General features: G+C 75.7%; 13 protein-coding genes. 12 read left to right on the forward strand and 1 reads right to left on the reverse strand.

Features of this window, described 5'->3' with window-relative positions:
- Window positions 1–46 precede the first annotated feature (46 nt).
- The 11 genes from ABZ793_RS21745 to ABZ793_RS21795 all read left to right on the forward strand — a co-directional run bounded on the left by ABZ793_RS21745 (window position 47) and on the right by ABZ793_RS21795 (window position 9553).
- Window positions 47–232: a hypothetical protein gene (locus ABZ793_RS21745; protein ID WP_357460069.1), complete on the forward strand. Its 186-nt coding sequence runs from the start codon at window positions 47–49 to the stop codon at window positions 230–232.
- Entirely contained in the window at window positions 232–975 is a 744-nt protein-coding gene (locus tag ABZ793_RS21750) for a hypothetical protein (protein WP_357460071.1), read from the forward strand. Before ABZ793_RS21745 ends, ABZ793_RS21750 begins: the two co-directional genes overlap by 1 nt.
- Window positions 972–2561, forward strand: a complete 1590-nt coding sequence (locus ABZ793_RS21755) for a contractile injection system protein, VgrG/Pvc8 family (RefSeq protein WP_357460073.1) — start codon at window positions 972–974, stop codon at window positions 2559–2561. The genes ABZ793_RS21750 and ABZ793_RS21755 overlap by 4 nt, the downstream gene beginning before the upstream one ends.
- Entirely contained in the window at window positions 2561–2899 is a 339-nt protein-coding gene (locus tag ABZ793_RS21760) for a hypothetical protein (protein WP_350681948.1), read from the forward strand. The genes ABZ793_RS21755 and ABZ793_RS21760 overlap by 1 nt, the downstream gene beginning before the upstream one ends.
- Window positions 2896–3396, forward strand: a complete 501-nt coding sequence (locus tag ABZ793_RS21765) for a GPW/gp25 family protein (protein WP_357460076.1) — start codon at window positions 2896–2898, stop codon at window positions 3394–3396. Before ABZ793_RS21760 ends, ABZ793_RS21765 begins: the two co-directional genes overlap by 4 nt.
- Entirely contained in the window at window positions 3393–5987 is a 2595-nt protein-coding gene (locus tag ABZ793_RS21770) for a putative baseplate assembly protein (protein ID WP_357460078.1), read from the forward strand. Before ABZ793_RS21765 ends, ABZ793_RS21770 begins: the two co-directional genes overlap by 4 nt.
- Window positions 5968–6483: a phage tail protein gene (locus ABZ793_RS21775; RefSeq protein WP_357460080.1), complete on the forward strand. Its 516-nt coding sequence runs from the start codon at window positions 5968–5970 to the stop codon at window positions 6481–6483. Before ABZ793_RS21770 ends, ABZ793_RS21775 begins: the two co-directional genes overlap by 20 nt.
- Window positions 6480–7409: a hypothetical protein gene (locus ABZ793_RS21780; protein WP_357460083.1), complete on the forward strand. Its 930-nt coding sequence runs from the start codon at window positions 6480–6482 to the stop codon at window positions 7407–7409. Before ABZ793_RS21775 ends, ABZ793_RS21780 begins: the two co-directional genes overlap by 4 nt.
- Window positions 7410–7485: 76 nt before the next feature.
- Entirely contained in the window at window positions 7486–7944 is a 459-nt protein-coding gene (locus tag ABZ793_RS21785) for a hypothetical protein (RefSeq protein WP_357460086.1), read from the forward strand.
- Between the two features lie 16 nt (window positions 7945–7960).
- A complete protein-coding gene (locus ABZ793_RS21790; protein ID WP_357460088.1) occupies window positions 7961–8734 on the forward strand; it encodes a hypothetical protein in 774 nt (257 codons plus the stop codon).
- Window positions 8735–8824: 90 nt separating this feature from the next.
- Window positions 8825–9553, forward strand: coding sequence for an HD domain-containing protein (locus ABZ793_RS21795; RefSeq protein ID WP_357460091.1), 729 nt, complete (start codon window positions 8825–8827; stop codon window positions 9551–9553).
- Between the two features lie 110 nt (window positions 9554–9663).
- Here the strand turns inward: ABZ793_RS21795 and ABZ793_RS21800 are convergent, their stop codons facing one another.
- Window positions 9664–10764, reverse strand: coding sequence for a DUF559 domain-containing protein (locus tag ABZ793_RS21800; RefSeq protein ID WP_357460093.1), 1101 nt, complete (start codon window positions 10762–10764; stop codon window positions 9664–9666).
- A gap of 592 nt (window positions 10765–11356) precedes the next feature.
- Here ABZ793_RS21800 and ABZ793_RS21805 point away from each other — a divergent pair.
- The gene (locus ABZ793_RS21805) at window positions 11357–12256 is read left to right on the forward strand and encodes a hypothetical protein (RefSeq protein ID WP_357460096.1); all 900 of its coding nucleotides are present in this window, start codon (window positions 11357–11359) and stop codon (window positions 12254–12256) included.
- The last annotated feature ends 303 nt before the right edge of the window (window positions 12257–12559 follow it).

Genomic DNA, 12559 nt, shown 5'->3' on the forward strand with positions numbered 1-12559 from the left:
CGACCGGCCAGGACCCGCACCCGGGCGTCCGCACCAGCGGCCGGACGTGACCGCGCCCTGGCCGGCACTGCCCGACGCCGACAGTGCGGGACCAGCGCGCGCCGGCGGGTCGGAGCGGGTCGGCGGGCCGTGGCCGACACTGCCGGACGACCGGCCGCTGTGGACGGTGCCCTCGCCCGCCCTCGACGACGAGCGTGTCCGCCGGCTGGACCGGGAACAGGCGGGTGGCTGATGGAACGGGTCGCCTTCCTCATCGACGCCACCGGCGAGCGGGTGGACTGCCTGCTCAACCCGGAGACGGTGCAGGTGACCCGGCTGGCCGGGGTGCGCCACCGGGGCGCCGCGGGCGGGCAGCTCACCGGGGCCGGGCTCGCCGACGACCCGCTGGTCTTCACCGGCGGGGGCCGCACCGAGCTGGTGCTGGACCTGCTGTTCGACGTGGACTTCGCCGAGGGTCAGGTCCGACCGACCGACGTGCGGGCACTCACCCGCCCGCTGTGGATGCTCGCCGAGAACTCCGCCACCGAGCACGGCTGGCTCCGGCCGCCGCTGGTGCGGCTGGTCTGGGGCAAGACCTGGAACGTGCCGGGCGTCGTCGTCGCGGTGGCCGAGCGCTTCGACGCGTTCACCGCGACCGGCTCGCCGCACCGGTCCTGGCTGCGGCTGAAGCTGGTCCGGGTCGCCGAGGACGCCGACCGGGCGCGGGAGGGCTTCGCGGAGGAACTCGCCGCGGCGAGCACCCCGACCGCCGCGCCGGGCAGCGCCGTGGTGGCCGCCGGCGACGGCGCGACCGGGCCCGACCACTCGGGCGTACGCTTCGACCTGCTCGCCCACGACGCGCTCGGCTCGCCGCTGCGGTGGCGGCTGCTGGCCGAGCACAACCGGATCACCGACCCGCTCACCGTGCCACCCGGTACGCCGCTGGCGGTGCCGCCGCAGCCGGCCCCGGCCGCCCACCCGGCGGGTGCGCCGTGACCGCCCCGCGCGCGCTCGCCGTGCTGCTCGACGGGGCTCCGCTGCCGGACGGGGCGGCCCGCCGGCTGGTGTCGGCCCGGGTGGCGGCCCGGCTCGACCGGCCGACGCAGTGCGAGGTGGCGCTGACCACCGCGCCCGGCTCCGCCGCGCTCACCCCGCCGGTGCGCACCGGGGCGAGCCTGGAGCTACGCCTGGACGGTCATCCCGACGCCCTCTTCGCCGGCGAGGTCACCTGCGTCGAGGTCGAGTACGCGGCCGACGGCGCGGCGCTGCTGCGGGTGCGGGCGTACGACGCGCTGCACCGGCTGCGCCGGCGGCAGCGGCTGCGGGTATTCGAGGCGGTGACCGCCGCCGACCTGGCCCGCGAGCTGTGCGGGGACGTCGGGCTGACCGTGCACGCCGAGGCCGACGGCCCCCGGCTGGAGCGGCTGTCGCAGCACCGGCACAGCGACCTGGAGCTGCTGCGGGAGGTGACCGGGCGGGCCGGCCTGCACGTGGTCGCCGACGGTGACCGGCTGCGTCTGCTGACCCTGGAGGGCCACGGCGAGCCGGTCGGCCTGGAGCTGGGCCGGGGGCTGCACTCGCTGCGGCTGTCGACCAACCTCGACACGGCCGGCGGGGAGAGCAGCGCGCTGGGCTGGCACCCCCAGCGGGCCGAGCCGATCAGCCAGCAGGTGGGCACGGCCCGCAGCGGCCGGCGGATCGTCGCCGACCCCGACCCGGCAGACGTGGGCGCGGACGGCGTACGGACCGCCGTGGACCAGCCCGGGCGGGGCGACGACGAGTTGGCCGCGCTCGCCCAGGCACGGCTGGACGCGCGGGTCGCCGCCCTGGTCACCGCCGAGGGGGTGGCCGACGCCGACCCCGCGCTGCGGCCCGGCCGGCGGATCGCGCTCACCGGGGTGCCCGCCACCGTCGAGGGGACGTACGTGCTGACCGAGGTGGTGCACAGCGTCGACGCCGCCGGCCAGCTGAGCCGGTTCTCCACCGCCCCTCCCCCGGCCCCGCCGGCCGGGCCGCCCGCCCCGGCCGTGGTCACCCTCGGCCGGGTCACCGACGTGGCCGACCCCGAGGGGCTGGGCCGGGCCCGGGTCGAGCTGCCCGCGTACGGGGGGCTCGACGCCGGGTGGCTGGCCGTGCTCTGCCCGGGTGCCGGCCCCGGCAAGGGCCTCGTGGCGCTGCCCGACCCCGAGGACGCCGTGCTGGTGGTGCTGCCCGGGGGCGAGCCGGCGTCCGGGATCGTGCTCGGCGCGCTGTTCGGCGCCGCCGGCGCGTACGACGCGGGGGTCGACGACGGGCGGGCGCGGCGCTGGTCGCTGCGGACGGCGCGCGGCCAGTCGATCGTGGTCGACGACGCCGCGCGGAGCCTGCGGCTGGCCACCGAGGGCGGCAGCTGGCTGGAGCTGACCCCCGAACTGGCCACCCTGCACGCCGCGACCGACCTGGTGCTCTCCGCGCCCGGCCGGGCCATGGTCGTGCGCGCCCGCAGCGTGGACTTCCTGCACGCGGAGGCGGCCGAGGACCCGGCGACCGCCGCGCAGCGGGCCCGGACGCTGGCCCGCGCCCACCACGAAGGAGGCGGCTGATGCGCTGGATCCACCGCGACTCGGTGATCAGGTGCGACCACGACGGGCGGGTCGGCAACCGGGCCTCGCAGGACTGGGTGACCGTCGCCGGCGTGCCGGTGCTGGTGGACGACGACCCGGAGGGCCGGGAGATCACCGCCTGCCCGAACTACGGGCCGACGATCAAGCCGTGCGGGAAGACCCTGCGGGTGCGGGTCGGCTACAGCGACTGGGTGCGCGTCGGCGGCCGTCGGGTGGTCCTGTCCCACCTCGACGGGTTCACCGACGGCACCCCGCCCGGCCTGGTGCACCACCGGGTGCGCGACCCCCGGCAGGGCTTCCTGGGGGCGGACCGGTGAGGGCCTTCCGGTTCGTCGGCGCCGGCTTCGAGCCCGGGCGGGGCGGCGGGCTCGCGCTGACCGCCGCCGGCGGCCTCGCCATGACCGAGGGCGACGAGACCGTACGCCAGGCGTTGTTCCTGCTGCTGTCCACGACCCCGGGCGAGCGGCTGATGCGTCCCGGGTACGGCTCCCGGCTGCACCGCCTCGTCTTCGCGCCGAACGACGACACCACCGCCGGGCTGGCCATCCACTACGTCCGGGCGGCTGTCGCCCGGTGGGAGCCCCGGGTGGAGGTCGTCGACGTCGACGCCGGCCCCGACCCCGCCGACCCGTGGCGGCTGGTGATCCGGCTCGACTACCGGATCCGGGCGAGCCTCGCGCCGGGGCAGTTGGTGTTCTCCGTCGACCTGCTGCCCGCCGACGACCCGGAGCGGGAGGCCCCCGACGCCGGTCACCGGCCGGCCGGTGGCCCGCCACCGCCCGGCCGGGTGCCGCCGGAGGGAGGAGCGTCATGACCCTGCCCGTGCCGCACCTGGACGACCGTGCCTTCCTGGACCTGGTCACCGAGGCCCGGGAGCGGATCCGGCAGTCCTGCCCGGGCTGGACGGACCTGTCCGCGCACGACCCGGGCATGGCGCTGCTGGAGGCGTTCGCGCACCTCACCGAGGTGATGATCTACCGGCTCAACCAGTTGCCCGAGAAGGCGTACGTGGCGTTCCTGAACCTGCTCGGGGTGACCCGGCACGCCCCGACGGTGGCCTGGGCGGACGTCCGGTTCACCCGGTCCGGCGGCGACCGCGGGCCGGTCCGGATCCCGGCCGGCACCCGGGTGGCCGCCGCGCGCGGGGCCGATCCCCGGCCGGTCGTCTTCGTCACCACCGAGCCGGCGCTGCTGCCGGCCGGGCAGGGCGAGGTCACCGTCCGGATGCACCACTGCGAGCCGGTGGAGGCGGAACTGCTCGGGGTGGGCACCGGCCAGCCCGGTCAGGTGCTGCGCGCCGCCCGGGCGCCGCTGGCGCGCACCGCCGAGCCGCTGGACCTGCTGCTCGGCGTCGAGGTGCCGGCCGGGACGGTGGAGTTGGGCGCCGCCGCGCGGGAGCACGACGGCCGCACGTTCGAGATCTGGCGGCCGGTGGACAGCTTCGCCGGGCTCGGCCCGCAGGACAGGGTCTACCTGGTCGACCGCTGCTCCGGCACGGTCACCTTCGCCCCCGCCCTGGACCTGCGCGACCCCGCCGACCCGGCGAAGGGTCCGGTGACCGTCGCCGCCGTGCCGCCAGCCGGGCGGCAGGTGCGGCTGTGGTACCGGGCCGGCGGTGGGCCGGCGGGCAACGTGGCGGCCGGCACGCTGACCAGCCTGCGCGACCCGCTGCCCGGGGTCCGCGTCGACAACCCCGCGCCGGCGGCCGGCGGGCGGGAGATGGAGTCCATGGAGTCGGCGCTGCTGCGCGGCCCGTACGAGTTCTTCGCCCAGCAGCGGGCGGTCACCGCGCGGGACTTCGAGGTGCTCGCCACCGGCTCCGGGGCCGTGGCCCGGGCGCGCGCCTTCACCCGCGCCGCCGTCTACAGCTTCGCCCGGCCCGGCGAGGTGGAGGTGGTGCTGGTGCCGTACGTGCCGGAGGCGGCCCGGCCGGGTGGGCGGCTGCCGGTGGCGGTGCTGCGGGAGCACGAGGTGGACCAGGCCCGGGCCCGGGTCGAGGCGGACCTGGAGCGCCGCCGCGCCCTGGGCACCTCCTGCCGGGCGACCTGGGCCCGCTACAAGGCGGTGTCGGTCCGCGCCCGGGTGGTGGTGCGCCGGGAGGAGGACGTCGAGGCGGTCCGACGGCGCATCAACGACCGGCTGCACTCCACGCTCAGCCCGCTGCCGACCCCGCTCAACCCGGCCGGCTGGGCGTTCGGCGAGCCGCTGCGCGCGTCCAACGTGTACCGGCTGCTGGAGCACGCCGAGCCGGGGGTGCGCTACGTCGAGTCGGTCCGGTTCGTCGTCGACGAAGCGCCCGACGCCCAGGTGCGTACCCTCGCCGTGGACCAGTACCAGCCGCGGACCTGGTACGCCGGGCGCGGGCCGGTGCTGTTCCGCTCCACCAACGCGGGCGCCGGCTGGGAGCCGGCCGGCCGGTTCGCCGACGGCGAGACGGTGCTGCGGGTGACGCCCGCCCCCGCCCCGGTGCGCCCCGGCATCGTGCCCCGGCCCGGCTCGGTGGCGGTCGCCACCGTCCGCGCCGACGGCGGGTCCCGGGTGCACCTGAGCACCGACCTCGGCGAGACGTGGTCGCTGTTGACCGACCTGGACTCGCGGGTGTCCGACCTGGCCTGGATCGACCGGGACGGCGCCGGCGCGCTGCTGGTCGCCACCGACACCGGCCTGTACGAGGTCTCCCTGCTGCCCGGCGCGGTGCCGTTGCAGATCCTGGTCGACGCCGGCGACGCCGACCGGGGCTTCTACGCCGTCCGCGCGTTCGTCTCCGAGCGGGGTGCGCCGGGCGTGGCGGTGGCCGCGCAGGCCGGGTTCGGGGTCTACCTGTCCACCCAGGCCGGCCGCCCCGGCAGCTTCGCCCACGTCGGGCTGGCCAACGTCGACAACCGCGTGCTCGCCGTCCAGTACGACGGCCCGGCCACCCTGCTGTGGAGCGGCGCGGGCGAGCCGGACCCGAAGAAGCCCGGGCAGGGCTGCCGCCGGGCCCGGCTGTTCGAGTCCGACGTGCAGTGGCAGGCGGTGCAGTCCGGCTGGATCGGCGGCACCTGCCGGGACCTCGCGTTCTCCGGGCCGCTCGCGGTCGCGGCCACGCAGAGCGGCGGGGTGCTGCGGCTGGAGACCCTCGCCGCCGCGCCGCAGTGGGCGCCGGTGTCGGTCAACTGCGGGCTGCCGCTGCGGGACCGCACCCGGTTCGTGCCGGTGGACGCCGTCGCCGCGACCGGCGGCCCGGACCGGCTGATCCTGGCCGGCGGCGAGCGCGGGGTGCACCGCAGCACCGACGCGGTCGACTGGGCGGCCAGCGCCAACCAGGCCACCGCCGACGTGGTGACCGTCCCCGACACGTGGCTGCTCTGCTCCGGCGAGCACGACATCGAGGTGGTGCGGCAGGATGCGACGCGCGGCGATTGAGCGGCTGCTGCCCGCGGCGTACCAGCGGGCCTGCGTGCCGGGCAGCGTGCTGTGGGCGCTGCTGGACGTCATGGAGGCGCTGCACGCCCCGGACGAGGCGGTGCTCGCCGACGTCGACGCGCTGTTCGACCCGTACCGGGCCCCGGACGGGATGGTCGCCTACCTGGCCCGCTGGGTGGCGATGGACCACGTGGTCGCCTCGCCCCGGCCGGACGCCCCGCCGCCGCTGCCGCTGGGCCGGCTGCGGGACCTGGTGTCCCACGGCGCGCTGCTGGCCCGCTGGCGCGGCACCCCGTACGGCATGCGGAGGGCCCTGGAGGTGGCCACCGGGACGGGCGGCTTCGCCATCGACGAGCCCCGGGACCGGCCGTTCCACGTCGTGGTCACCGTGCCGCCGGCCGCGGCCGGGCAGCTCGCCGTGATCACCCGCATCGTCGAGGCGGAGAAGCCCGCGTCGACCACCGCCGAGATCGTCGTCGCAGAGGAGCCACCATGACCACCGAGTGGGCGGTCGTCGCCGCCGCCGAGCAGTTCACCCTGGACGCCCGCAACACCGGCGAGCTGACGTTCACCGTCTCCAACCCGGGCGCGGCCCCGGACACCGTCGTCTTCGACGTGGCGCCCGGCGAGGGCTCGCAGCGGTCCTGGTTCACCGTCACCGAACCGCAGCGGGTGGTGCCCGGGCAGGGCTCCGTCTCCTTCCTGGTCCGGCTGACCGTGCCGCCGGGCACCGCGCCCCGGCGCTACGACATGACCGGGTTCGCGTACTCGGCGAACACCGCGCCGGAGGAGAGTTCCCGCTCCAGCGGGCGGGTCACCTACGAGGTCCGGGCGGTCGCCCCGCCCCGGCGTACGCCGTGGCCGTGGATCGCCGCCGCGGCGGCGCTGGTCCTCGTCGTCGGCGCGGCGGTGGTCTGGCTGCTGGCCCGCGACGGGGAACCGGCGCCGGGCGAGCCGCGGGTGGTCACCGTCGAGGCGGAGAGCCTGGTGGCCGGCGCGGTGCTGGGGCCGCCGATGGGCTCGTCGGTGGCGGTGGAGGTCCAGCCCAACTGCTGCGGGGTGACCTGGTCGGAGGACGCCCAACTGTTCTTCCAGGGCCGCGCGATCGGCGACCAGGTGAGCGTGACGGTGGAGATCCCGGCCGACGGCACCTGGCGGTTCGCCGCCGTCCGCACCACCTCGTTCGACTACGCCAACACGGTCTTCACCATCGACGGCGCCCAGGTCGGCGGCGCGTTCCTCGGCTTCACCCCCGAGGTGCGGAAGACGGACTGGGTCGACGTCGGCACGGTAGCGCTGACCCGAGGGCCGCACCGGGTCACGCTCGTCGTGGTCGGCAAGACCCAGGGCACGGACCGCTACTTCGCCGGCGTGGACGCGATCCGGTTCACCGAGGTCCCCGCGCCGTCCGACGCCCGATGAGCGAGCATAGCGAGCGAATCATCAGGCTCAGCGCGAAGGTGCCTCATGACGGCACGCAGCGCAGCGGAGTGCCGGCATGAGCGGCGGGCAGAAGGCGCTGCTCGCGGCACTGGGCGTGCTGCTCGTGGCGCTGTTCGCGGTCGCCGTCGGCGCCGGCCGGGACGACACCGGCGACCCCGGCGCCCCCTCCGGGCTGGTGGAGCGGCTCGGCCGGCTCGGCGGCGAGCGCGCCGCGGTGGACCCGGCGACGGTACGGGCCGACTGCGCCGAGGCCGGCCGGTTGGCCTTCACCGGCACCTGCGTGCTGCGCGTGGCCGACCCGGGCGGGCTGCGGACGCTGGTCCTGCGCAGCGCGGCCCCGTTCACGGTGGAGGCGCCGGCACCCGGGGACGCCGAGTTCACCGTCCGCGACGAGGTCACGCCGGCCGCCGACGGCACCGGGGCGGTCGCCCGGATCGCCGTCGACCGCGCCACCGACGTACTGCTGAGCTGCCCCGGCGTCGGCGGCTGCGCCGTCACGGTCACCACGTCCTGACCATCGGAGGCCCGACATGGGTGAGCTGCGCAAGCCGTTCCTGCTGCTGGCGATGCTCGCCGTCGGGCTGGCGCTCGGCGTCGAGATCGGCGCCGGGCTGCTCGTCGGCGGCGGCGACGCCGGCGCGGCGCTGCGGGACAGCGCCGGGGCGCTCGACGTGCAGGTCACCGACGTGTCCGGGGTCAGCGAGCCGTCCGGCCGGGGCACCGGCTACCTGGCGCTGGTCGACGCGGTCGCGGTGTGGAGCACCGGGCTGTTCTGCCTGAGCCTGGTGCTGCCGGACCGGGTCCAGGGCCGGGTGCAGGGCGTCGCGACGCTGGTCTTCTCGATCGTGCTGATCGTCGTGGCGTTCGTCGCGCTGCTGGTCGCCTTCGTCGAGCTGACCGTCATGGTGTCGCTGTTCCTGGCCCCGCCGTTCGGCACGCTGGCCTACCTGGCCCTGTGGGGGTTCTTCCCGGTCGGCGACGCCTCGGTGCTGCTCGGGCTGGTGCTGCTGCTCAAGCTCGCCTGGGCCGGGCTGCTCGTGGCGGCCCAACCCCGGTTTCTGCAGAACAAGGGCCTGGTGCTGCTCGCCCTCACCACGCTGCTGTGCACCGTCGTGCTGGAGTTCCTGCACCGGCTGGTGCCGGTGATCCTGGTCAGTGTCGTCGACGACCTCGGGGCGCTGGTCTTCGCCGTCGTCGCCCTCGTCTGGGGGCTGGTGCTGCTGATCGGCTCGATCCCGGCCATCGTCAAGGCGGTCCGGGTCACTGGCGCCGCCACCGAGAGCACTGGCGGCGGCCGGGCCTGAGCCGTACGCCGGCCCTCGTGCGCGGGGCGGTGCGTCGGGCACCTGACGGCAGGGGCCCGCGACATGGTGAAGATCGGCTATAAGTGGCGCATGGAATTTCCCGCCTACCTGGCCACCATGCCGATGCACGCGATCACCGAGATCCACGGCGAGCCCGGCCTGTTGGCCCGGTTCCGGCTGGAGCTGCGCGCGTTCGACGAGGCCGCCCGGGAGCGGCTCACCGAGGCCCTCGACCTGGCCGCCGAGCTGCACCGCGACGACCGGCGGGTACGCGAGCCCTACCTGAACCACCTGCTGCGGGTGGCGATCCGGATGATGCACCACTACCAGGTCCGCGACGTCGACGTGATCGTGGCGGGCCTGCTGCACGACGCGGTGGAGGACCACCCCGACGAACTGGCCGGCGAGCAGGCCGGCGACGACGCGACCGCCGCCGCGCTGGCCGTCCTGGCCGAGCGGTTCGGCCCGCGCGTGGCCCGCCTGGTCGGCGCGGTCACCAACCCGGCGTACGACCCGGGGCGCGACAAGCACGTGCAGTACCGGGAGCACGTGGCGGCCAGCCTGGCCCGGGAGCCGTGGGCGCGGGTCATCAAGATCTCCGACTTCACCGACAACGGGGTGGGCGTCATCCACACCGTCGGGCCGAAGGTGGCCTCGTCGGCGGCGAAGTACCGGCCGCTGGTGCCGGTCTACCGGGACCTCGTCACCCGGCCGGACACTCCCCTGTCGGCGCCGGTGAAGCGGCACATCCTCGACCAGCTCGACCTGGCCGAGGAGCGCTTCAGCGCCATCCTCGACCAACCGGTCCACCCGAACTGACGATGCTCCGGAGTGGGGCGCGCGGCCTGGTGCCCCACTGATCAGCCCCATGATCAGTTGATGGGAAACCGTCACCGAACGAGGTATTCGGACGGGTTTCGATCAACTGATCATGGGAGCCGGCGCCGGGTGGCGAGGATGGCGAGGGTTTCGCGGCGTACGTCGTCAGGGTGGTGCAGCAGGCGGCGGTGGGTGAAGCGGACCACGAGGATGCCACGGGTGGCGAGCAGGGCGTCCCGGCGCAGGTCGATTTCGCGCTCACGCGGGTCGCCGTGGGTCGTCGCGCCGTCCAGCTCGATGTTCACCTGCTCCGCCTCGGCGTACAGGTCGAGGTAGACGACGCGGCCTCCCACCCGTACCCGCGCCTGCCGACGGAACGCCGGCATGCCCGGGCCCGTGAAGACCCGGTCGTGGCCCCAGATCTCCAGCGGGCTGCGGCAACCTGCGGCGAGCCGGTCCAGCAGCCCGCGCAGCGTGGCCCGGTCCGCCAGTCTCGGCACGCCCTCCAGCGCCGCACCGATCCGTTCCGGCGTGGTCAGTCGGTCGTTGACGGCGCGGATGATCGTGCCGGCGCGCTCGACCTTGGGCAGCAGCGGCCAGGCGACGACCAGCGACCGGTCCAGCCGGGTGACCGGCGCGCCGTTTCGGACCAGCGCGTAAGGGGGCTGCGGGGCGAAGCGGCGCCGGTGATGCACGAGCAGGTGCGGGCGGTTGCGCAGCCCGGACGTGATCGGCACGTCGATGTGCAGCGGCTCGCCCGTGGGTTGCCGCCGCAGGCCCCACACGTCGAGCGCGGTGAGGTGGCTCAGTGCGCCCCGCCCGTCGGCGTACGCCAGCGCCGCCCGTCGGGCCAGAGCCGGCGCGATCCGGGCGAGCGGCGGCGCGGTCGCCCGGGTGAGCGGCGGCGCGGTCGCCCGGGTGAGCGGCGGCGCGGTCGCCCGGGTAAGCGGCGGCGCAATCCGGGCGAGCGGCGGCGCGGTCGCCCGGGTGAGCGGTGCGGTGTCGACGGCGCTGCCGGCTCCTGCGAGCGGCGAGGTGTGCTGCGGATCGTCGACCAGGGCGGCGTCGACGTAGACGCCGGGCAGCAGCCGGAGCAGGCGGCCGGAGCGGCAGGCGCTCTCCAGCGTCGAGCGCGGTCGGCACCGGAGCACCTCGTCCCGGGTCACCAGCCCACCACCGCGCTCGACCAGCGCCTGGATGACGGAGTCCATGCCCCGACGGTGCCGCGCCGCCCGCTCCCCCACCAGCGCGACCGGCCCCGGTGTGGACGACGCGACCGCCTGTGGACAGGCTCCGCAGGGACGGCCGACTGTGCTATGGACCGGGCCGAGCGCCACCTCGTGCTCGTGCGCTCCGGGATGCTCACAGCAGCAGCAGTCGCGCCCGGGTCGGGTCCGACAGGGCATGACCGAAGCGGGCGGTCCGACGGGCCCGGCGGGCCCGGCGGGCCGCCAGGGCCGCATGGCGATGGGCTCTCGGAGCAGCGGGCAGGGCCGACTGTGACATGCCGATCGCCGCGACGGGCACCGCCCCGGGGCACCGGATAGCATGCAAAACGCCCGGATAGCCGTACTTGTCAAAATATCTTGATTGGACGCTCTCACCTCCGCGCGGCGGCAGCCAGTCCGGCCGCCGCCATGTTAGCTTCAGGACGGATCATCACGTCACGGACGACGAGTCCATGCTGCTCATCGCCCTGACATTCGTCGGTCAGGAGCCCGTCCCCGCCCAGACCCGCACCAGAGGGAGCCGTCCAGCCTGGCCGCTCACGCAGCGGAAGTCCGCGACGAGGGGAGGGCCGACATGACCGACACCCCCAGCCCCGAGTCGACACCCTCCGAAGGCTGGAAGAAGCGCGGCAGCCGCGCGCTCGGGGCCGCCCGGAAGGCGGGCAAAGACGTCGGCGAGTGGTCGAAGAAGCGCTGGAAGAGCCTGCACGCCACACTCCAGCGGCTGGAACTCGCCCCGGCGCCGGATCCGCCCGCGCCCGGCCGGGTCGTCGTACAACGGAGGGCGGAGCCGATCGCGGTGCCGGCCCGAGGCTACGTCTTCACCTTCACCGTGCACGCCACCTTCACCTGGTCGTCCGAGGGGTTGCGTCCCGAGTTGTTGAGCTGGCACGCCCAGTCCTGCATGCCGCACGCGACCCAGAGGTTGGCGCGTTTCGCGGCCGAGCGTTCCCGCAGCTTCCCACCGCACGCCGCCATGGAACTGGAAGAGGAGCTGCAACAGAGGCTGCGCGCAATGAAACCGTGGTCCTACACCCGCAACGGCAGGGAGCTCACCTGTCAGCCCGACGCCTGGGTGCAGCTCGACGACCGCGTCAAGGCCGCTCTCCTGCCGTACGCGGAGGCGCGACTGAAACTGGAGCACGAACTCGACGTGCACCTCAGACAGGCCCGCAGCGCCGAGCAACTCAGCCAGAGGTGGATGACGATCCTGCAGAAGCACGTCGAGGGCCTCCCCGCCGACCATGCGGCGCAGGGAAGGGAGGACGAGCTGGCGAGGGCGCTTCAGGAGATCACGGCGATGCGGAAGGCCGCCGCCCAGTGGATCGAGGAGCTGCTCGGCCACCGGTTGCGCCACGACGACACCCGCCACGAGGAAGGCGGTTCGGGCGGCGCGAAGGACCGTCAGGGCCAGGGGCCTCCCGTGCCGCGGAGCGAACCGCCGAGCGATCCGCCGACCGCCGGCGCCGGCTGACCGCCAAGTCGTCAACTGTCGTTGTGGCCCAGTTCGTCCTGCCGGTTCGCCGGGGCCGGCAGGGTGCGGGGCACACTGTTACCTGCTCAAGAAACCCGCATGTCACAAAGCCTTTGCGCCCTGCTCGCCGCGGCACCGCTCGGCAGCACCCTGGCCGGCGCCGGCCAGCGGGCTGGGCCGGTGGGCACGGGTCCGGGCCGTTCACGCTCGTCGGCGCCGCGCCGGCCGGGGGGTGGGCGGGGGGGGGCCGGGGGGGGGGGATGGGGGGGTGCGAGTTGTGGCCGGGGGGAGGGGGGGGCGGGC

The sequence above is a fragment of the Micromonospora sp. NPDC047465 genome, assembly GCF_040643125.1.
Taxonomy (GTDB): Bacteria; Actinomycetota; Actinomycetes; order Mycobacteriales; family Micromonosporaceae; genus Micromonospora.

What these genes read in the sequence shown, in the direction of transcription:
- ABZ793_RS21750 (WP_357460071.1), top strand. Translation starts at nt 232, where the DNA reads ATGGAACGGGTCGCCTTCCTCATCGACGCCACCGGCGAGCGGGTGGAC.
- ABZ793_RS21760 (WP_350681948.1), top strand. Translation starts at nt 2,561, where the DNA reads ATGCGCTGGATCCACCGCGACTCGGTGATCAGGTGCGACCACGACGGG.
- ABZ793_RS21770 (WP_357460078.1), top strand. Translation starts at nt 3,393, where the DNA reads ATGACCCTGCCCGTGCCGCACCTGGACGACCGTGCCTTCCTGGACCTG.
- ABZ793_RS21775 (WP_357460080.1), top strand. Translation starts at nt 5,968, where the DNA reads ATGCGACGCGCGGCGATTGAGCGGCTGCTGCCCGCGGCGTACCAGCGG.
- ABZ793_RS21780 (WP_357460083.1), top strand. Translation starts at nt 6,480, where the DNA reads ATGACCACCGAGTGGGCGGTCGTCGCCGCCGCCGAGCAGTTCACCCTG.
- ABZ793_RS21785 (WP_357460086.1), top strand. Translation starts at nt 7,486, where the DNA reads ATGAGCGGCGGGCAGAAGGCGCTGCTCGCGGCACTGGGCGTGCTGCTC.
- ABZ793_RS21790 (WP_357460088.1), top strand. Translation starts at nt 7,961, where the DNA reads ATGGGTGAGCTGCGCAAGCCGTTCCTGCTGCTGGCGATGCTCGCCGTC.
- ABZ793_RS21795 (WP_357460091.1), top strand. Translation starts at nt 8,825, where the DNA reads ATGGAATTTCCCGCCTACCTGGCCACCATGCCGATGCACGCGATCACC.
- ABZ793_RS21800 (WP_357460093.1), bottom strand. Translation starts at nt 10,764, where the DNA reads ATGGACTCCGTCATCCAGGCGCTGGTCGAGCGCGGTGGTGGGCTGGTG.
- ABZ793_RS21805 (WP_357460096.1), top strand. Translation starts at nt 11,357, where the DNA reads ATGACCGACACCCCCAGCCCCGAGTCGACACCCTCCGAAGGCTGGAAG.